General features: G+C 29.1%; 15 protein-coding genes and 1 pseudogene. 5 read left to right on the top strand and 11 right to left on the bottom strand.

Going from position 1 to position 21,088, the window contains the following annotated elements; all coding sequences use genetic code 11:
• Positions 1 to 22: 22 nt before the first annotated feature.
• The gene (locus DT250_RS18290; RefSeq protein ID WP_114160146.1) at positions 23 to 1,381 is read right to left on the bottom strand and encodes a S8 family peptidase; all 1,359 of its coding nucleotides are present in this window, start codon (positions 1,379 to 1,381) and stop codon (positions 23 to 25) included.
• A 609-nt stretch (positions 1,382 to 1,990) separates the two neighbouring features.
• Positions 1,991 to 2,437 (bottom strand): hypothetical protein, encoded by a 447-nt coding sequence (locus tag DT250_RS18285; RefSeq protein ID WP_000555589.1) that lies wholly within the window; start codon positions 2,435 to 2,437, stop codon positions 1,991 to 1,993.
• 517 nt (positions 2,438 to 2,954) lie between these two features.
• On the opposite strand from DT250_RS18285, the gene DT250_RS18280 reads away from it, so the two are divergent.
• Entirely contained in the window at positions 2,955 to 3,284 is a 330-nt protein-coding gene (locus DT250_RS18280) for a hypothetical protein (protein ID WP_000465091.1), read from the top strand.
• 164 nt (positions 3,285 to 3,448) lie between these two features.
• On the opposite strand, the gene DT250_RS18275 is transcribed toward DT250_RS18280, so the two are convergent.
• From DT250_RS18275 to DT250_RS18260, 4 genes are all read right to left on the bottom strand, one after another.
• The gene (locus DT250_RS18275; RefSeq protein WP_087965066.1) at positions 3,449 to 5,614 is read right to left on the bottom strand and encodes a peptidase domain-containing ABC transporter; all 2,166 of its coding nucleotides are present in this window, start codon (positions 5,612 to 5,614) and stop codon (positions 3,449 to 3,451) included.
• A 14-nt stretch (positions 5,615 to 5,628) separates the two neighbouring features.
• Complete coding sequence (locus DT250_RS18270; RefSeq protein WP_149213492.1) at positions 5,629 to 8,778, bottom strand: type 2 lanthipeptide synthetase LanM family protein; 3,150 nt, start codon at positions 8,776 to 8,778, stop codon at positions 5,629 to 5,631.
• Positions 8,779 to 8,858: 80 nt separating this feature from the next.
• Positions 8,859 to 9,077, bottom strand: a complete 219-nt coding sequence (locus DT250_RS18265) for a class II lanthipeptide, LchA2/BrtA2 family (RefSeq protein WP_255450279.1) — start codon at positions 9,075 to 9,077, stop codon at positions 8,859 to 8,861.
• A 5-nt stretch (positions 9,078 to 9,082) separates the two neighbouring features.
• Positions 9,083 to 9,280 (bottom strand): hypothetical protein, encoded by a 198-nt coding sequence (locus tag DT250_RS18260; RefSeq protein ID WP_000817350.1) that lies wholly within the window; start codon positions 9,278 to 9,280, stop codon positions 9,083 to 9,085.
• Between the two features lie 174 nt (positions 9,281 to 9,454).
• On the opposite strand from DT250_RS18260, the gene DT250_RS18255 reads away from it, so the two are divergent.
• Both DT250_RS18255 and DT250_RS18250 read left to right on the top strand, forming a co-directional pair.
• Positions 9,455 to 9,715, top strand: coding sequence for a plantaricin C family lantibiotic (locus DT250_RS18255; RefSeq protein WP_001233918.1), 261 nt, complete (start codon positions 9,455 to 9,457; stop codon positions 9,713 to 9,715).
• 157 nt (positions 9,716 to 9,872) lie between these two features.
• Positions 9,873 to 13,001 carry a type 2 lanthipeptide synthetase LanM family protein gene (locus DT250_RS18250; protein WP_149213491.1) on the top strand — a complete coding sequence of 1,043 codons (3,129 nt, stop codon included), beginning with the start codon at positions 9,873 to 9,875 and terminating at the stop codon, positions 12,999 to 13,001.
• Positions 13,002 to 14,136: 1,135 nt separating this feature from the next.
• Here the strand turns inward: DT250_RS18250 and DT250_RS31720 are convergent.
• A complete protein-coding gene (locus tag DT250_RS31720; RefSeq protein WP_000063204.1) occupies positions 14,137 to 14,310 on the bottom strand; it encodes a hypothetical protein in 174 nt (57 codons plus the stop codon).
• Positions 14,311 to 14,538: 228 nt separating this feature from the next.
• Here DT250_RS31720 and DT250_RS31715 point away from each other — a divergent pair, with 228 nt between their 5' ends.
• Entirely contained in the window at positions 14,539 to 14,685 is a 147-nt protein-coding gene (locus DT250_RS31715) for a hypothetical protein (protein ID WP_000051345.1), read from the top strand.
• Between the two features lie 94 nt (positions 14,686 to 14,779).
• Here DT250_RS31715 and DT250_RS18245 read toward each other — a convergent pair whose 3' ends face one another.
• The 3 genes and pseudogenes from DT250_RS18245 to DT250_RS18235 form a co-directional block, all read right to left on the bottom strand.
• The gene (locus DT250_RS18245) at positions 14,780 to 15,034 is read right to left on the bottom strand and encodes a hypothetical protein (RefSeq protein ID WP_149213490.1); all 255 of its coding nucleotides are present in this window, start codon (positions 15,032 to 15,034) and stop codon (positions 14,780 to 14,782) included.
• 111 nt (positions 15,035 to 15,145) lie between these two features.
• Positions 15,146 to 15,826, bottom strand: coding sequence for an ABC transporter ATP-binding protein (locus DT250_RS18240; RefSeq protein ID WP_000447828.1), 681 nt, complete (start codon positions 15,824 to 15,826; stop codon positions 15,146 to 15,148).
• A gap of 11 nt (positions 15,827 to 15,837) precedes the next feature.
• Positions 15,838 to 17,189: pseudogene (locus DT250_RS18235) on the bottom strand (ABC transporter permease).
• Positions 17,190 to 17,717: 528 nt separating this feature from the next.
• Here DT250_RS18235 and DT250_RS18230 point away from each other — a divergent pair.
• Positions 17,718 to 19,541, top strand: coding sequence for a hypothetical protein (locus DT250_RS18230; RefSeq protein WP_149213489.1), 1,824 nt, complete (start codon positions 17,718 to 17,720; stop codon positions 19,539 to 19,541).
• 403 nt (positions 19,542 to 19,944) lie between these two features.
• Here DT250_RS18230 and DT250_RS18225 read toward each other — a convergent pair whose 3' ends face one another.
• Positions 19,945 to 20,976, bottom strand: a complete 1,032-nt coding sequence (locus tag DT250_RS18225) for a PIN domain-containing protein (RefSeq protein ID WP_149213488.1) — start codon at positions 20,974 to 20,976, stop codon at positions 19,945 to 19,947.
• Between the last annotated feature and the right edge of the window lie 112 nt (positions 20,977 to 21,088).

Genomic DNA, 21,088 nt, shown 5'->3' with positions numbered 1-21,088 from the left:
GATATAATGTTTTATAAATATATTATTCTTGAAGTGCTTTATACAAATCTATTTCATTATCTGCATTACTATTTCTCCTTAAATGACTAATAGCTTTGTTCGGCTTATTTTTATATCCATACTTATCTATCACTAGCGCTAAAGCACCCGACACTTTAGGTGTTGCTAATGAATTACCAAAGTTATAATAGTATCCTCCCTGAGGATGTGCAACAAGGATAGCTTCTTTTTTGAACATTTCATCTCTCATCCATACATCTGTACCAAATTTATTTAACAACTTAATATCACCACCAGGGGCAGTAAAATCTATTGTATTCTTTCCATAATTTGAATATGAAGAAATTTCTTTATCCGGTCCTGTTGAAGCAACAGAAATAACATTAGCTAACTGAGCAGGTATATTTTCTACTGTTCCAATTGCTGTTCTCCCTTTATCTTTTATTTGATTATTCAAAAAATCTAACAGTTCGCTATTGTTATTTAAATTTATTGAATCATTTCCTAAAGCACTAACAACAATACTTCCTTTTTTATTTGCATAATTAATAGCTTTTTTATAAGCTTTAATTTCAGAACTATTATTATCGCTATCATCAGAATATTTTCCGTTTTTCAATAGATATGAGCCTGCACTTATATTAATAACATCATTTTCGTCTTTTGCAGCCTCAATAATTCCTTTAATTATCCAAGTTGTATCTGCTGAACTCTTTCCAAATACTCTATACAAATTAACAGGTATGCCGGGTGCTACCCCTTTCATTAATCCATCAGCATTTATCTGACTTAGAACACCCGTTCCATGCCCTGTTAAATCTGTTAATTGATCTATATTTCCTGTTTCCGCTGGCTCGTTTCCTTTGTATCCACCCTTTGGTACAAGATTTTTAGATTTTCCCATGGAAATACTTTTAAAATCCGGATGATTTTCTGGGTAACCCGAATCGATAAGAGCTACAGATACCTTACCTGATGGGGAGTGAAGTTTATAACTCTCTCCATTATGGGTAATTCTCCTCATATCCCATTGTATGTCCCATATAGATTCATTACCTAATATTTTTTCATCATTAATGTTGGCGGCGTATGTTTTAATCCCTTCATTAGATTGATTAATCTCATCAATACTCTCCGAACCAATAGTAGATATAACCTTAGCCTTTTCCCCCTCAATTTGAATTAACTTAACTTCTGGTATAGAATAAACAACTTTTTGATCCTCTTTGTTCAACTTATTTACAATAGCATTAAAGTCTGCATTATCTTTTATAAGGACAGAGTAATATTCCCTTTCTTTTGCTTCGATGTTATTTGGCACAAAACTAACTAGTAATATAATACTAAGCATAATCAGAAAATATTTTTTGAAAATATTCATTTTTCCCTCCTATTGTTATTTTTCGCAAAATAACTCTTGTTAATAAATTATTTTATATAACTTATAATACTAAGCTTTTTTAGTATGTACTCATGTATCCCTAGTTTTTGATACTTCCATAAATTCTCTCCATTCCTGATACCCTAAGCTTTCCATACTTAGACCTACCATGCTTTCTTTTAAGTTTCTCATATCGTACCCTTATTTTTTAACAAAAATGTAATATTATGTTTACTAATGACCCCTCAAACAGATTATATTTTCTTTTTACAATTTTTTCAATCTTTTTTTCAGAAAATACAAATAAATAAATATATGATGTCTGTTTTTGTGACAGGTAGAAATGTAAGTATTTTCTATTTTAAAAATAAGAATGAATCTCAAACATGTTCGGATTCATTCTTTACCATTTCTTTAATAATAAATAATTTTATAAAACACCTTGAATAATACATAATTGGTTTATTTTATATTATTCCCCTTTTTCGGTGGATGGGCACAGAAACCCTTAAAACAAATGAAAAAATTCTCCAAGATCTTTTTGAAAATATGTATTTTCTTTATATACAAAATAATTATTATATAACCTATTTTTTATTCACTATTCTTCTACTTTTCCATTACAATCTCAACCTTCATACTATGAAACCATATATATCCTTCACCTTTCAGAGTTAATCCTACAGATAAATTCTTGATATCATTAGGAATATCTAAAATTATCGCATATTCTTTCCAGCATTCTATTTCATTCACAGGATTGCAATCCAATGATTTAATTTCCCATAAATCATTGGAGCTTTTACCTCTAATCCATAAATCTGCAGATTTTCGAATTGATTTAGTCATAATCAGACCTGACAGCTTAATCTTTTTCCCAGAATACAACTTTCTATTTAAAAAACAAAATACTACACCATATCCTTCTATGCTTTGTATCGAATGCAAATAATGAATAATTGGATTTCCCTCTTCACTACTAGGAATATTATAGAAAAAATAATTACTAGGCGTTTTTCCTCCGAGCATCCATTCAGTTAAATAACCACTATGCATAACAGTAATCCCCCTAAATATTGAGTTTATCTTTACAATATCATTAACTTCATATATTTTTTTGATTTTTTTTGCTAATATTAGTTTGAAATACTAAAATAAATATAACTTTTTTCAATTTCATCAAATCATATTTACCATACAAAAATAATAGAAGTTAGTAACGTTTTATTAAATAACAAATTTAAGCTATTTCAATACAAGTGATCTTTTTCTACGTTTCTTTCCCTTTATTCACGATTCCACAAAAATCCAATTCAACATATCTGCAAATGGGATACCTACGTTATCCTTCCATTTTATATATTCTTCTGTAGAGTAAATAATAATCTAATGCTTTGTGTCATCAGTTAATCCCTTTACTTTATTTGCTATATATCAACTTGTGAAACTTCTAACGTTAGCAAAAAGAATTCTAGTATAAAATAAAGTACAAAAATAGTTTGTAAAAAAGTTGAAAAAAAACCAATAATAAACTATTATTTTATTATATCATTATTTAAAAGGAGGCTATAATATGTTTTTTATATTTGAGCAATTAGATTATTGGCTCTCTCTGGATATCTTATATTTCAATATATTTACTGCAATCACAGGGGGGATATGGATAATATCATTTATTCTATTAATACTCCTTAAAAGACAAATTAAAAATGAGGAAAATGTAAAAATCAATTCAAAGATAACTAATTATATGTATACCTCACTAATCCTCTTATTAGGATTCTCTGTTTTTTTTATGCCAGCTAATACCATATACTTTAAACAGTATATAATGATGATGATGGCTATCTCACTTGCTATTGGTGCAATATCTAAGATATATTTAATAAAAAGAGCTAGTTAAAAGCATTACATATATTGATGAAATTCTAATTCAAAAGCCCTTTATTTAAGAATAGAGGGCTTTCGGCTTATCAAATTTCAAGTTAAAAATTTTTACGCGATATAAATTCCAAATTTAACATACTAAAAATTTACGTACATAGTAACTCTTACATTTCATTTTATTTAAATTGAAATTTTTCTTGATTCTAATTTTCTATAGTATTGAGAATAAAAACCATTACCTCTCAATAAATCCTCATGATTTCCTGATTCTATAATCTCTCCTTCATCCAATACCACAATAATATCAGAGTTAATAAGAGATGTGAGTCTGTGTGAAATCACAATCCGAGTGCAGTTAATACTTGATAGATAATTATCAATTTCTTTTTCATTTAAATGATCTAATGAACTAGTTGCCTCATCTAAAACCAAAATAGATGGTTTATGTACTAATGCCCTTGCTATTGCTAGGCGTTGCCGCTGTCCTCCAGAAATATTCATTCCTAATTCAGAAATAATAGTATTATATTTCATAGGCATTTGCATAATTTCATCATGAATTTTAGCAATTTTTGCAGCTTCAATTATGTCTTCCATTGAGGCATCTGGTTGATGTAATGCAATATTATCTTTAATTGAACGATTAAAAAGACTTACATCTTGAGGGACAACTCCTATATTTTTTCGAAATGACTCTTTATCAATATCCAGTAAATGATGCCCATCATAATATACATTTCCTTGTGTCGGTTCATATAAACCTAGAATTAATCTAGATAAAGTGCTTTTTCCAGCACCAGATTTTCCAATTAAAGCAACTTTCTGTCCTGGCTTAATCTTTAAATTTATATTTTTTAAAATATACTCTTGATGTTTATTATATTTTAAATAGACATTTTCTAAAGTCACTTCACCTTGTAACTCTTTTAAGTATATAGGGTTCTTTGGCATATGTTCTGGTTGAGCCTCTAAAACATCGTGAACTCTCCGTAAGTAAGAGTCCGTTAATAAAAATGAATTAAAAGTATCTACAATTGAACCTGTTAAATTAAAAAACTGTGTTGATAGTGCATGGAAGGCAATCAGAGCTCCTAAAGTTATTTCTCCTGAAAAAACAAGTTTAGCCCCTATCCAGAGTACCACTAGTGGTCCAGATAATTTTAAAATGTTATTTACAGTAGTAATATAGTTTAAAGTCTTACCTTTCTCTCGATATGCCAGTAATAATTTATCGAATAACTTTTCCCATGAGTTATACATTGACTTTTCTGTTCCTGCAGTTTTCACACCAAAAATTCCATATAATAACTCAGTCTGAAAGGATTGGACACTTGTTGCATGGGTTATTTCATCTTGATTCTTTTGATATAGTACACTTTTACTAAAGAACACTAGAAGTATACTTAACAAGCTGATTATTATTACCCAAGCTGTCATTAAAATTGATTGATTAATCATATAAATTAAAATTATTATAATTAAACCAATATCCAATGCTCCCATAATAAGTTGGCTAGACAAGATGTCTCTTATACTCCGCAAACCATTTGCTCTAAATATTAAATCTCCAAATGATCTTAATTGAAAAAAATTATACGGTAGTTTTAAAAGATGTTTAAAAAAATGAGTCATCATTTTTTTATCAAGAAAGTTATTCAAGGTAATAAGAAGTGATCCCCTAATTAACGCTATACCTGATTGAAATAGCACTAAGAAAACAATTCCTATTATCAAAAAAGACAACAAATCTTCTCTTGATGGCATTATAATTTTGTCAATAACCCTTTGTATTAACATTGGAATCCCTAATGTAAATAGCTGTAATACAATTGCAGTTATTACTACATTAATTAATAACTTTGGTTTATCTAATAATAACTTTAAAAAAGGCTTCCATATACTTTTTTGTTTTCTTCTTTTAAAACTTTCATCTGGTGTACAAGTAAGAATGTATCCAGTAAAAAGCTTATCAAATTCATTTTCCGTTAACTTTTTTCTTCCACCAGAAGGATCAACAATAAAAAAATTCCCATTTTTAAACTTCTCCAAAACAACAAAATGTTTATGATCCCAAAAAAGGATAATAGGTTCTTGAATGTGTATAAGTTTTTTCATGTTTACTTTATGCCAATCCGCTTTGAACCCTAAATTTCTTGCTAACTCTCTCATTTGATGTAAGGAGGTCCCATCTCTGCCGTTACCAGCTGCTTCTCGTAATTCATATAAAGAAAAATAACTTTTATAGTATGAAGAAATCATAGCCATACAACAAATTCCGCACTCAGTTTGCTGCATTTGTTCTATAAAAGGAACTTTTCGTTTATGCTTTATACTATAATTATTCATTGATTCCAGTCCTTTTATGAAGGTAATTCTAAATTTAGTATTGAAGGAATATCATTATTCCAAAGTCTTAATAGTTCAAATCCTATGCCTGATAATCCTAGCATAAACCCATACATTTCAGATTTTTTATCAATACCATTCATCCACTTTAATTTTTTACCTTGTTCTAAAACGCCAAATCCTATACTTAAGACTTCAGTTAATAATTGTATATTATTTTGTTCTTTAGCTATTGTTAACAAAATATCTATATTTCCTAAATCTCCATGACATAAACAATGATTAAACTTAAATCCATTCTTTAAAGTAGCTTTAATTGCAATTCTAAGATCTTCAGTTAATTGTTCCCTTTGTTCTTGAGGGTTCATATTCAACTGCAAGATATTATGACGTGCTAATGCTATACCTGGTGCCCCATGACACCAATAATAAGATCCAGTTTTATTTTTCACTTGAGGCCTCAAATCAAGCCAATTTTGATATTGCTTATCGAATAAATTATTTTCATATCTTATTAATTTATTAGCTAATTTTATAAATTTCTCGTCTTTTGTTATATGTCCTAATGACATTAAAGGCCATGCATACCCTGAAGCGCCATGCGAAAAACCAGTTAATAACTTGTCTATTTCTCCTGGAACAGATAACTCTTCAACTATATATTCTCCTAATTTAATAGCAATTGAAAGTGCTTGTTCGTTAGAGAATTTTTCGTATATACGTAGACATACTAGAATTACTCCTGCCTCTCCAGTAAGATAGTCATGTACTTTATTTGTTTGATTTAGTTCCTCTAGAAGATTCAAATTCTCTACTACTACATCATAATATTTAGGATCATCCCATAACAAATGAAAATAAGCGGCAGTGTATAGTATCGAACCAATTCCAGTAAATGCAGAGGGATTTTTTAATCTCTTGTGATTAAATTTAGCTGTTTTATAAGCGTAATCAAAAATATCTTCAGACAATATTTTTAAAGACTTATCATTTGTTTCTGAAGCTAACTGGCCAAAAAATACTGCTAATCCAGAAAATCCATCATAAATCCCCTCATCTAATGGGCCCAAAGTAATACCATTGCCCTCAATATTTTTCCCCATAGATAAAGCAAAACGATTTATTTCTCTTTCGGATGATAATGGTCTTAAATGATTTGAAATTTCTTCACCTATGTTTAAAGACTCTTCTAAGAAATCTTGAGATTTAACACCAGCTATTTTTTCTGGATTAGGTTTAATAACCGCTTCTCCTCTATCCTTATTTAATGTAGATAAAGACATTCGTATATATCTGCTTTGTCGTCGACAATCATTTAAACTAAGCTTCATACAACGTTCTAATACTAATTCTAAACTACTTTTATCATAAAAGTCTTTAATAATATTCCCTTTACTATTTATTAAATCCTTGCTATTAAATTTAAAAGTGAAGTATGGAACATCTTGATTCAAAAGGTCATTACACTCACTATTAACAAATTTAATATATTTACTTTCATTTTTAACATCTCCCCATAAAATATCAAACAATTTATTCCTATTAAGGCCATCTTGTAAGTATTCCGGGTGCTTTCCACAAACTAGGAAATTTACATATAGATTTGTATTTCTAAACACATGGCGAATTTCATCATTTTCAAATTTATAAATAGGACCTTGTTTAGAAGCTAATTCTTCTTTATTACGAAGGAAAAAAGTGTATAACGTTTGAAAACCCTCTTCTATAACATCAATATACTCATATGAACCAACTGATATATTAGATAAAACAGGGAGATTTTCTTTTTTTTCAGCCTTCACAGGTATTTCCTTTAACCGAATTTCATCAGTATTTTCATTAGCAATTGTATAATTTTTAGAAAACTCAGCCAGTTCACCTTCTTCTAGAACTCCTAATGCACTAAAATCTAAATCCATACCTTTACGTTTGACAAAATTAAATGGTAACATAGCAGAACCTAAAATTGATTCCGTATAGTCCGAAACGCCATCGCCAAATTTAGTATCAATGTTTTGGAAATTAATCACATTATCAAATAAAGTTTCTAAGTCTATTAAGATCGGATGTGCTCCATTTGCAATTAAATTTTCATAATGAAAATCTTTTGATCGTAATAAATATAAGAGTGCTAAATATCCACCTTGTCGATAGTAAAATTGCTCCACTTCTTTCACGTTTTCACAAGGTTTATGTTTAATAAATTCTTGCCAACCATATGTATTATAATTTTTTGTTTTTGGCCCTTTAAATTCAAATGTTGTCTCTTTAAAATTTATCCATTCAAGTAAATCATTAAAATGCTCATCAACACTCATAGAACGTGGTTTATATACCAACTTCTCACCATTCTCATACTCAAATAGCATAACACTTCTGCCATTTTTATGAGAATCTCCATTATTACCTTCTATATTTTTCAAAATTAAACCATCAATATGAAAATCAATCTTTATAGAAGAAAAATCATTTATATAACGGGATAGCGCCTCAATATATGAAGCAACGAAATTTTCAGTTTTTTCGATTAATAACCTTGTTAAAACCGGATATGCTAGTAATATGTCGATAACAAAATCATTATCCTTAAGCATTATTTCGTTGAAATACTTATAACGAGAATACTTATCTTCCCCTTTAAGCTCTCCTAATTTTTTTGATATATGTATTTCTTTGATTAAAACCTTTAATGATAGCTCACTTAGTTCACGCGCTAGTGCTGAAAGTATAGATTTACGTATTGAAAACCATTCTATTAATTCGGAATTGATAATATTAACTTCTTTTAATAATAGTTTATCTCCATAAGCTAAAAAGGGTATTACAAAGCTATTAAAAGGAAGTGCTTTACTAAACTCCCCATATTCTGCAGAAGTGGTTTGTTCTTTTAATACATTTAATAAAGTATTAATCCAGTGCATTGCACTATTATCTAAATAAAATTCTTTTGCATTAAAAATGCTTACAAAATTATTAAGGGTTAAATTAAGTTCTTTCAAACGATTAGAGAACATTTCTTCTGAGAATTTACCTGAATTTATCCATGTTTTTATTTGTGAAGATTCTATATCAATACTTTCTTCTATTTTATTTCTAATCATTCTTTCATGAATAAAGGACCCATATTTTAATTGTTCTTGATCTAACTTAATTGCTTTGCTCATAGGTTTTTCCTCCTTAAATACTGAAAAAATCCTTAGTTATAAGGATTTTTTCAGTATTTTTTACACAATAAATATTTTACTTAGAGACATTTACTACTACAAGCCGTAGTAGGACATTGTGCAGCTGAAGCAATAGTGAATATAGCACAGCCCCAAGTAGTGTATGGGGTTACTTCACCACTAGCTCCTGATAATTCAACTAGTTCTGCTTCATCAACTTTTCCAATTGATTCGTCAAAATTAAATTGTTCTCTTAATTGTTTCTTAGTTAGTTTCTTTTGTAAATTCAAAATAAACATCTCCTTTAGCACTTTATACTGTTTGGGTAACAACTATGGTTTCCAATTTCTAAAGTAAAGCAAAAAGTAATAGAATGAAAAATACCATAAGGTTCTACATTACTAGTTCCAGCTCCAGCCATTTCCTTAAGTTCTGATTCTTTAACTTTACCAATCTGATCTCTGGAAACTTCAATATCTTTCCTAAGGTCATCTCTTTTCATTTCAACCTACCTCCTTTTCTGTATTATTCTCTTAAAATACTATACAAAAAAATAGGATAAAACAACCATTTTTTAAATTTTATTACATTAATTATATTATTTGACAATTCAATAATACTGGTTTACTGTTTATTATGATGTTAACATATTTTACTAAATTAAGGAGTGTTTATTGTGAGAAAATATAATATTATCCAAAATTGGAAGAATCCAATGAAAAAGACAGAAGTTGGTACTATTGAAAATCCTGTAGGAAATATTTTTGAAGAAATAAGCGATACTGATCTTCAAATGGCAGGGGGCGAAGATGCAAGTAACTACTCTCTAATTATTGATATTGATCGAATGAGTAAAATCTTAGGAAATAAAGGGCGTATCTGCACGTACACATTAGAATGTACAGCTGGCTGTAACTTAAATCCTAATAAAAAATAATACTAATAATACATAATAGAAGTGTAAAATATTAGTAATCACTCTCATATTTATACACACTAGAGTGGACAATTAGGTGTTATTTAAACTACTAAATAATTATATGTTAAGGGCCGTTATTATTATCGGTCCTTATTTTACAATGAGGATGATTTAATTGAGAAACATATTAAAACATAGTTCTTATTTTAGTGAACGATTTTTAACAAATAATGAATTTAAAAAAAATACAGATTTAGAATTATATTGGAGTAAATTTTTTCAAAACAATAGAAGGACATTAGAAGAAGCTTTGGCTAGTACTTCAAATATTCCATTGCAAGATTTAAACAATTACTTTCATGGAGATTTTTCATTTGAAATAGATAATATATATATCGATTTTGCAGAGAAATATTTCCAAAAAATAGATGAGAAATTATCCTTAGAAAATGCGAATTCCATATTAAGTGGCTATTCACTTCCTTTTTCTACATTTTTTACTCCATTTATAGCACTTGCTATATCAGAATTAAAAGATAAAAATATTATGTATAAGGAATTTCTTGAAAATCCAATATGCACCTTGATAGAAAAATTATTCCAAATTAGTCATAAGGTCCTTATTCTTGAAATCAATGTTTCACGGGTACTAAATGCGAATGAGGAATTAAATACAGAAGAAAGATATAACATTTTTGTTCAAGAAAAACTTAAAGATAAATCTTATTTAAAAAATCTCTTCAATGAATACCCTGTACTATTCCGTTTATTACTACAATCTATAAACGAGTGGGTAGAATACATTTCAGAAATTATAGAGAATACTTTACAAAATAAATTAGATTTACAGCGAGTATTTAATAATGGGAATGAGTTAGGAGAAATTAAAGAAATTAAATTTGGTTTAGGTGATTTTCACAATGGGAAATGTGTAGCTTCAATAGAATTTAATTGTGGGAAAATATGTATTTACAAACCCCGTTCCTTAGCTATAGATAAGGAATATAATGAATTGGTTAAATTTTTTAATGCAGAGAAAACCACAAAATATCCCTTTTTTGAAATGAAAATATTCGAAAAGGACCATTATGGATGGACAGAATTCATCGAACATTTAGGGTGTACTAATGAATCAAAGGTAAAAGAATTCTATGTGCGCTCAGGTAATCTACTAGGATTGCTATATATCTTAAATGCTACGGATTTTCATCATGAAAATATTATTGCACATTCCGAATACCCAGTTCCTATAGATTTAGAATCATTATTACATCAGGATGTTTTTGAATTTAATGAAAATGGAACTGATAAGAGGGCCGTAGAAAAGGCGAATATACTCATTAAAAACTCTGTACATTCAATAGGAATGCTACCTCATCAAATATTTCTAGAAAAAGGAAAGAAAAAAGGGATAGATTTAAGTGGAATGAGTGTAAAATCCGAGATGCTTTCTTCATACAAAATCCAAAAAATAACTAATTTAAATTCAGATTTTATAAAGATAGATCAGGATTTTTATAAGCTAACACCAGAAAAGAACAACCCATACATCAATGAAAAAGAGCTGAAAAATTCTAATTATCTAAAAGAAATTGATTATGGTTTTTGTGAATTTTATAAGTGGGCTATGAATCATAAAGACACTTTGAAAGAGAGATTAGAAATATTCGGTAATTTAGAGAGCCGATTTATAATCCGAGCTACAAACCAATATAGCCGTTTATTAACTCAAAGCTTTCATCCTGACCTTTTAAGAAATGGCTTGGCACGTGATTTATTTTTACATAGAGTTAATATCAATAAACCTCAAAAGAAGGATATAAATAAAGTTATACGGAAAGAAAAAAATGATTTATTAAATAGCAATATTCCTTATTTCTTTACAAAAGCAACTGAAACAAATCTTTATATTGATGAGTTTAATAAAATCAATCAATATTTTCAAAAAAGTGTTATGGAAATAATTCAAACAAAAATTAACAAATTGTCTGAAGAAGATCTATCATTACAACTAAATATTATTGATATGTCTATAATTGCTGGTGATTATGAATATTTACATGAAAATGTCGATAGTAATTCGCTTAAAATTAATAATTCATTACTATCCAAAAATGATTATCTTTATCAAGCTATAGAAATTGGTGAATACATTTTATCCAAATCTATAAAAGGAACAATCAATGGTCTTGATGATTGTTGTTGGATTAGCACAGTCTTTAACGGCAGTGAAGAGAATGATTGGAGTATTGGTCCTACAGGGGTGGACTTGTATAACGGAAATGCTGGTATAGCAATATTTTTCGCATATCTATCTAAATTAACAAACCGAGATGTTTTTAAAAAAGCTAGTTATATCGCATTAAATTCTATTCGAGAAACACTAAAAAATAACTTGAGTGATTTTGAAAATCTTGGTGCTTTTGATGGTTGGACCGGTGGACTTTACAGTATGTATATTGTCGCTGATTGTTGGAATGATAGAGAATTAGCAGAAGAAGTGCATAACGGCATAGATTTAATAAATAACAAATTAGAAAGTATTGAAGAGAATGATGTAATTAGTGGACTTGCTGGAATATTAGGTATACTTTTATCAATATACCAAACAAAGGGCTATACAAACGCTTTAAGAGGAGCTGAAATATGTGCCAATAAAATAGTTAATAACGTTATTGCAAATAAGAATTCTAACTATTGGCAGTCACCCCATGATAAAATAGCATATACAGGATTTGCTCATGGTAGCTCTGGCATTATAGCCATGCTAGCAAGGTTATACGCAATTAATAAAAATCCTCAATTACTAGATGTTATAAGGAAAGGCTTAGCTTTCGAAAGAAATCATTATGATTCTTCCGAAAATAATTGGAAAAGGTCATCGACTGAGGATACCATTCAATATTCATGGTGTCATGGTGCTCCAGGGATACTCTTAAATCGATTAATTTTAAAAAATATTGGTTATACAGATCATTTAATTGATGGGGAAATTGAAATCGCAATTAATACAGTCTTAAAAAAAGGAGTGGTAAGCAATCATTCCCTCTGTCATGGTAATTTCGGACAAATAGAAATTTTAAAAACAGCATGTCAATTAACTAAAAATGGACAACTTGCCGCTCAAATAAAAAATATGCTTGATTATGTACTACATGATATGAGAATAAAAGGACTGGAGAATTTAAACATAAAAAAAGAAACACAAGGTCTAATGAACGGATTAGCTGGATATGGATATGGCTTACTATCGCAATCTACAGCTATAAAACTTCCTTCTATGCTAATGTTAGGTCCTGTATAAATTAAATAAAATTCCTACACATCATAGGAAAACGGATGAAATTTATAATATTTATAACTTTTAAAATTTCACTCTAATTTTTAATAACAAATTATTTCTATATCTGAAAAAGAACTTGTAGGGGTAGAATCCCATGCCCATCAAGCTAAGATTATGTAAAATCAATTTCAGGTGAGAAGGTTTTGAAAAAGCTGATTTTGTATTAAATAAACCAAAAGATATTTTGAATTTACTTTAACCAAGCTCGTGTCTAATAAAGAAATTTGGTTATTGTTGGCGCTATCTTTCAGTGAAGGTTTTATTGATATTCTAATTTTATTAGCATCAAACACCTTAATTCTAGTTAACTTTATGCTTCTTATTAAAATTCCTGGCAAAGTTTATGGGTTAATAATTAACCTACGGCTAATTTATAGGTAAACTGATAATCAAAGTGTTAGCTTGATGGAAATAAAATAAAAGAACTCTTTTTAAATGTAGTTGGAAATTTAATTAAAAAATATGGGGTTTAATCCATAATAATTACAAATTAATTAATAAGAAAGCAAAGAGTGATTCCTCTTTTTATACCGTTTTATTAAACCGGAAAAACTTCAATTTTTGTTGGCTTTGAAAACCTACGTTCTAATTCTCTTTTAATCTTATTAACAGCAAAAACTTCTGAGGATGCATGAACTTTAGCTACCTTTTTTATAGCAGTATTACCCGTGACTAAAATATAACTTACCGAATACGATGAAATCATATATTCACCCTTTCAATGTAACATGTTGTTATAATATATGATCCTTATCTTAACTCTATGAAAGAAATGTAAATTAATATAAAGTTTCCTTTTTAATTCATAGCATATACTTAACTAAATATTAATGAAAAAAGGCCTCTTTTCTCGTTGAAAAGAGGCCTTTTACCGTATCATATTAAGATTTTTCGGGTACTAGTAATAGTAAGTAATGTACTGGGATACAATTTATTTACTATGCAATTAAGTATAACATGTATATATCATAAAAGGCTGTGTCAAATTTACGAATAAATATAGCATCAAAATACTTATAGCTAACCAAGTACTGAAGTTAAACTATTTTTATACTTCTGCAGTTGACTAAAATTTAAATGAAACTTTAAATTGAGACTAATTATCCAATGTTCTTATCTCTTCGGGAGTATCTTTGTATTTTTTATTTTCTTTCAACAATCTATAAAACTCACTTTTTAATATATTTTTTTCGCGCTCTAGTTTCTTTTGATGCTTAGTCAATTCATTTATACGCTTCGCACTTTCTTGTATTTTTAAATACATGCTCATAATCAACCTCCCAATAAATTATGCTTAAATATATGAGGTTTTTGTACAAAAAATACGGTGAAATTTTTTGTACAAAGGAAGCTTTTCTTTGGTAGTCATTATAGCCTTGCTATCTGGAGCTTATGTAGAGACATAAAAAATTCATAGGAAAATTATCTTTACTTCATATCAGCTTCAGGTGCATGCGATAGTATATATACATAATAACACTAGAAAGAGCTAATCAAGATGTCACTTGAAACAAACATTATTCTTTCTTTATTAGATGTACAACTGTGGATTGCTCATCATCGGGATAATAGTCACATACAAGTAAAAAAACAAAAATTAAATTCATCACCTTACTCAAATAAGTACGCAAGTGTAAATAAATAAAATTAGACATTTATACATATTTTGTATATAAATTAACCGGTTCCTTATATGTTAAGGAACCGGTTGTTGACTTATTAGAAAAAGTTATATTTTATTAATTACTTTCTGGGTCTTTAGATTCCACTTCTCCTTCATTATATTCTTTATTAGTACCGAATCCTGAATTCCCACCTTCAATAAATGAGGGTTGTCTTTGATTCGATCCTATCTCATCTTGAAAAGTATTTACTTGATTTTGGCTAGACTCACTTATGTCTTCTTGAATAAAAACATGTGTTACATATCCTATTAAAATACCAATTATAACCAGGACACTGCAAACAACTACCTTAATCCATGTTCTCTTCATTCCTCTCTTAGGTGTAGCATCTATTATTTACAAAAAATGTATAAATTGAACTTACAGTTACTTTGAAGTTATTTCATTCTTTGTTTTCTCTAAAGTAAACACATTCATTTTTCAAGAAACATCTTGTACAACTAAATTCTGTTTTTGTAGATAAACAGCTTTATCTGACTGTTTGGCTACGTCTTGTGAATGAGTCACAACAATAATACATTTATTTTCTTTATGTGCTAACTCTTTAAACAACTCAATAATTTCCATAGACGTTTCTTGATCTAGGTTTCCAGTCGGTTCATCTGCAATTAACAAATCTACATTACAAGATAATGCACGAGCGATTGCGACACGTTGTTGTTGACCACCGCTAAGCTGTAACACATTCCTTTTTGCTTCTATTTCTGTCAATCCTACTTTTTTTAGTAGCTCCAATGCTCTTATCTTTTTATCTTTTACATCGACTCCTGTTATTTCCATTGCTGTTATAACATTTTGAAGTGCGGTCATATAAGTAATGAGATTATAAGATTGAAAAATAATTGATACATACTGATTTCGATAGGAGTCGAGACCAATTTTACGTATATCCGTTCCTTTATATAAGACATATCCACTTTTTGGAACGTCTAATCCACTGGCTAAACTAAGAGTTGTTGTTTTTCCTGAACCAGATGGCCCTAAGATAGTATAAAAACTTCCAGTTTGAAAAGAAAAATTTACATTTTTTAAGATTGTAGTTCTCTTATTATTACTTTCATAATAATAATTGATATTTTTAAACTGTAAAATTGTCTCCATATAAATCCTCCTTATTCGTCTTTTAATAAAATCTGTTTTGGATTTAAACGAAGAATGTATAATGCCGGAAGAATCGTTCCTAGCATAGCAATTCCTAATCCACCCCCCCTACTTTTCCTAAATCTTCAGTTGAAATACTTACATGGATATTATCAACCGGATCTACGTCTGCAGCAGGGTTACCACTTAATTTTGCTATAGGATCTTCCGGTTTATCTTCATTCTTTGCTATTTCACTAGATAAAAGATTATCACCCACTTTTTGAGAAACTTTCTCTCCTGTTGCTAAAGATAAACCAAAAGCTAATACAGCAATACATAATACCTCAACTAGTAATTGACCCATTAACTTCCACTTTTTCTCGCCTATAGATAACAAAATTCCAATTTCTTTTCTACGTTCCTTAATAGAGAGCATAATTATTAATCCTAAAATCGTTGCACCTGCAATAGACACCATAATTACAATCGTTTTCGAAAAAGATGCAATATTTTCGATTGGACCAATCATCTGTTTATAAACGTTATCTTGTGCATCTAATTCATAGTACGCTGGTAACCCCAATTTTTTTGCTTCTTCTTTAAATGCATCAATATCCTTAGGATCCTTTAATGAATAGATTGCATTTTCCAGTGAATTCATAACAGAATACGGTACATATATTTGATTAGCAGGCTCTAATAAAGCAAAAGATTGTCCTCCAAAAGATGGAGCCTCTTCTTTAGACTCATATATACCTATAATTTCTAGCTCTTTCGTGGTAAGTTCCTCATCCATTACTTCACCTATCTGTAATTTATCACCCACTTTTAAATTGTTTTTTTCAGCTAGTTTTTTTTCAATCATAGCAACGTTTTTTCCTATTGTTTTTGACGTAATTCCCTCTCCTTCAATAAGTTTTAATTTTTTGTCTTGAGCAGCTTCTAATGAAAAAAAGTCTCTAACACCCTGTAAAGTGAAATTTAAATTATTATTTGGACCAAATGATTGAGCTCCTCCAGATGGTTCGACATTATGAAGCTCTTTCAGCTCAGCAATAGCACTTTTTAGATAATTATAGTGATCTAAATACTTAGAGTTCTTTAATTTATCAGCTTCTTTTTTTTCGATACTTGGTACCTTTCTCGCTTCATTAGCATTTTGATTATTGTTTTGTTCTTCCAAATACTTATTTATATCGATTCTTAAGTTGATATCAGCTCCTAATTGTTGCCTAGCCAAATCTGTTGCTTTACTGGATGCACTTTGAATCGTAAAACCAGCGAATACCAAATTAATAACAACTAGAAAAATAGCAAGTAATATAAGTGACTTTCCCTTTCTTGATTGTAAACTCAAAAATGATCGTTTGATAAAATTCATGTTCTCTAACCTCCTTGATGCCATAGTATTGTATTAATCTGGAGTTTATATGAGGATTGTCTAGAGATATGTGGAGTTTATATGAGTTTCTGGTGCAAAAACTTCAAGATAATTGCAAGTAACCTTTTAAATTTGGACATATAAACTGTGATTTAGACCATAACCTTGCCATTTTGTTAAATATAGATAAGCACAAATAGCTATTGATAAATAAAGCCTATATCGAAATTTACTAAGTAATTTTCGATATAGGCTTTATTTTTTGTTTATAAACCACATTTGAGACTTTGATGTAAGAAATAAAATTGATTTATAGTGGAATATTTAAAATAGACCAATCACACCATATAACATTCAATCATTTAATTGAAGCTTGCCATTGTTTGAAAAGAGAATAACTGCCATAATTAGTATTAAATTGAGATAGAGTCTTCAAGAGAAGAATATAAATTAAGTGATTTTTTAGTATGAGAAAGCGAGGGAAAAACACTGGGGAAAATTCAAAGTTTCAATTATAGGATGAGAAAGGTGAAAAAGGCTTGTCAAATAAAATATTATAAAATTGAAGGGAAGATGAAATATCCTCTGATCTATTTTTTTAATAGCTTTATTAAATCAATAGAATTAGGAGCAGTTTTATTTATAACTTTGGCATTATTACAGCAATTAAAGATTTTAAATTTGAAATGGATAGAGAATGTTTTCAATCATTTGCCTAATGTAAATCAAGAATTAAATCGACAATTTTTATTTTCACAAATAAGTGTTACATTTATTATTTTGTCTTTATTTTCATTAATAATAAATTTAAAAAAGGAAAAAGTTCTTGGAACATCTATTTATCAAATAGTATTTGCTAGATCTATCTTAGGGAACATTAAATTTATAAGTCTTTCTGTCTTCTTTTTCCTATTTATAAATATTACGTTATATATTAATGACAGTTCTTCTAGTGCAATTTTATATGTATTCTTAATTACTTTATCTTTATTAACTTTATTAATTATAAAAATCATTTTTTATTCTAATAGTCAAAAATTAAGCGCTAATAAGATTGTTAGCATATATAACCGAGAGAATACAAAGTTAGTACGTAAACCTAGAATAGTATGGAAGTCTGGAGTGCGTTTTTCAGAATATCTATATAATTTAAATGAAGACACCATAGAAAAAATTCTTCGAGGAGATGTAGAATATAAAAGGAATCTTTATGTATATGAGAAAATAGCTAACTTATCGCTGGTAAATTATAAATATAAGGTTCAAGAAAATTATACTGAGACTATATATGAATCAGATATTATTCTAATGTGGGTTAGTGCAATTGAAGAATTAATTAAAAAAGAGTTATATACAGATTCAATTAATCAATATAATAAAATGATCGCTTTGTTTATTTCTCACGAAGTATATTTATCTTCTTCTCAAATCAATCAACTTTTAAAGCAAATATTTATTAGTATTTCTGTTGCGGAAAGTAAAGTAGTTTTTGAACAGAATAAAGCTATATTACTAACTTCCATAAGGCTCACAATGAAATACGGATATTTTAAATTAAATAATGATTTTTCTTACACGCGTTTAGGAAAGTTAAAAGATATGTTATATCTAAATCCTTTATATGGAGACTTTATGATTGATTATTATAATTTAATTGATAAAAATACAAAATTCGATGACTTAGAAAAATCAGAAAGGATTTCTGATTATTTTGAGTCTCTTAGAATGATGTCCTATGATATAAGAGATTATTTTACAATGGATATAAAGTTTTATGAAGTAGGTCAGGAACTCAAAAAATATAATGAAGAAGACATATCCTTGGTAGGGATACCACTTAGTAATTTGTTACTATTAATAATGCAAGAAGATAAGAAAGGAAGAGCGTTATACTTCTTAAATTACTATAATAATAATTCAATATACTTTGCCTGTTTAATAGTTGCTTCTAAGTTGGCAACCTTATATCTTCAAATAAAAGACAATGATAAAAGTAATAGAAAAATTGTTGAAGGTTATCTATTACTTGTGTTATCTAAACTATTTGAAGTAGATAACCAAAAAATAAAATATTATTGTTATGTTATAAAGCAAACGATGAATGATGATAGGATATATGGAGAGGTTTACTTTACACAGGAAAATATGAAACTTTTAAGTGTTATTAAACAAGCGATTATGATTAGAAAGAATAGAGTTGATATTAAGAATACATCTTTTTCTAATTGGAGATTAAGAGAAATAGTAAATCTTTTTTCTACTAGATATAATAGTAACCTTCTCAAAAAGGAACAAGAGAAAGCAAATCGAGAAGTAATTGATAAATTTGGTGTGTTGATACATCTGTTGTAATTTAAATACCTATTGTTCGGTATTTAAATTTTGAGGTAATAGAATATATGCTTAGTTACCGTAGTTTAATCTTTATTCAATAAAGATTAAACTACTATCAATATAACCCCGCCCTAAATTTAGGATGGGGTTATTGTATAGAAATAACAAAGTTATTCAACTCTTTTTTAAAGTTGCTTTATAAAAAAGTTTGACTAAAATGTTTTGAGAAAATAAAATACTAGACTTAATTCGTTGATTTTATTCGTGTTCTTGATTTATTAAAATATTACCTTCTGAAAAATAAATATTAAACTGAATCTAATTTAAAAAACCGTATCAGCAGTTAGGGCGAAAATAAAGACCTATACAGCCGCTGTGATTTGATTAAATTATCGTCGAATAACACCAAAAAATTAAAAAGTTATGTATCCAACATATCCCATTCATCACCCAGAACCCAGCGTAATGCTGAGAGCTTTCCATTAATCATTCCCCACTCAAAGTCATCCCAAGGACCTAGGCTATCTAAACCAAATTTTTCCTCCGCCCTCGCTGCTGCTCTAAGTGCCCCTTCCCAAATGTTGCGTTGAATCGGTCGAGTTGCATGATCTTTAATGGGGAAGGTCTCCTTCTCGACAATTTGAATAATTCCCGCCTCAATTTTTTCTCTTGAAATCTGATGACGATTGTACCAAACTTTGGTGACAAGTTCATCAATAGCTTCAACAATTTCAGTCAGTCGTCTCGGTTCTTCAACCCAATTATGTTCAATTATTAGATCATCAAATTGTTCCGGTTGAATGTATTGTAGTGCTTCAATCAAGTTTATAAAATAAAGTGACTTTGCCGGTGAAAAACATGATTTAATATCTGGGTGTGGTAATTTTTTACTTTCTTTCGGGTGACTAAAGTCATTAGTGTTATAAGAGATAAAAGCAAACCGATTTCCAGCCGCTTCTTCTTCTTTGAACACATCTGTATAAACCTCAATTAGAATCGCATCGTCAATTCCATTACGTTGTCTGTGAAAGGGAGCACGCTTATCGATAGCTCGCTGTGCTGCACGGACTTTTACTGAATCTGAAATCTCAATTATAGGAGTGCTATTGAATAACTGTTCTATCCGACTAACCATGTCAACTGCCGCCTCACCCAACATTGGAAGACGATGATCAACATCGTTAAGCTGAGCTAGTACAATATTTTTTTGTTGTGGATCTCCAAATTTATCCACCACTTCCTTTACTCGTTTCAAAGTACTAGACATACTGCGGCTACTCTGTTCGATAACACGCTCTTTGTTACGATCGAATTCATCAATAACTATTCGCGGCAAGATTAGCTCTATATCTCCCTGTTGAATTAATTCTTCAAGAGCAGCCAAAGTTGCTTGCTGTTGGTAATCCTTTGCAATATCAAGCCAAACACAAGTGTCAATAAGAATCTTAAACAAGTACTCACTACTCCTTTCAATAAGTAGATGTTAGTGTTTAGTCGAGGCTTATTCATAATCTATAAGCTTCAAAAATTATGTACTTAACAGCCCATTAGTTACAGGAGCTGCC

It is taken from the genome of Bacillus sp. AR2-1 (assembly GCF_008368755.1).
GTDB lineage: Bacteria > Bacillota > Bacilli > Bacillales > Bacillaceae_G > Bacillus_A > Bacillus_A wiedmannii.
The sequence above is the reverse complement of the archived record's forward strand: the minus strand, read 5'-3'. Positions and strand labels throughout refer to the sequence as shown.

Excerpts from the sequence above, each read along its gene's own strand:
- DT250_RS18290 (WP_114160146.1), bottom strand. The coding sequence starts at position 1,381 with ATGAATATTTTCAAAAAATATTTTCTGATTATGCTTAGTATTATATTA.
- DT250_RS18285 (WP_000555589.1), bottom strand. The coding sequence starts at position 2,437 with ATGCATAGTGGTTATTTAACTGAATGGATGCTCGGAGGAAAAACGCCT.
- DT250_RS18280 (WP_000465091.1), top strand. The coding sequence starts at position 2,955 with ATGTTTTTTATATTTGAGCAATTAGATTATTGGCTCTCTCTGGATATC.
- DT250_RS18275 (WP_087965066.1), bottom strand. The coding sequence starts at position 5,614 with ATGAATAATTATAGTATAAAGCATAAACGAAAAGTTCCTTTTATAGAA.
- DT250_RS18270 (WP_149213492.1), bottom strand. The coding sequence starts at position 8,778 with ATGAGCAAAGCAATTAAGTTAGATCAAGAACAATTAAAATATGGGTCC.
- DT250_RS18265 (WP_255450279.1), bottom strand. The coding sequence starts at position 9,077 with ATGTTTATTTTGAATTTACAAAAGAAACTAACTAAGAAACAATTAAGA.
- DT250_RS18260 (WP_000817350.1), bottom strand. The coding sequence starts at position 9,280 with ATGAAAAGAGATGACCTTAGGAAAGATATTGAAGTTTCCAGAGATCAG.
- DT250_RS31720 (WP_000063204.1), bottom strand. The coding sequence starts at position 14,310 with ATGAGCATGTATTTAAAAATACAAGAAAGTGCGAAGCGTATAAATGAA.
- DT250_RS31715 (WP_000051345.1), top strand. The coding sequence starts at position 14,539 with ATGTCACTTGAAACAAACATTATTCTTTCTTTATTAGATGTACAACTG.
- DT250_RS18245 (WP_149213490.1), bottom strand. The coding sequence starts at position 15,034 with ATGAAGAGAACATGGATTAAGGTAGTTGTTTGCAGTGTCCTGGTTATA.
- DT250_RS18240 (WP_000447828.1), bottom strand. The coding sequence starts at position 15,826 with ATGGAGACAATTTTACAGTTTAAAAATATCAATTATTATTATGAAAGT.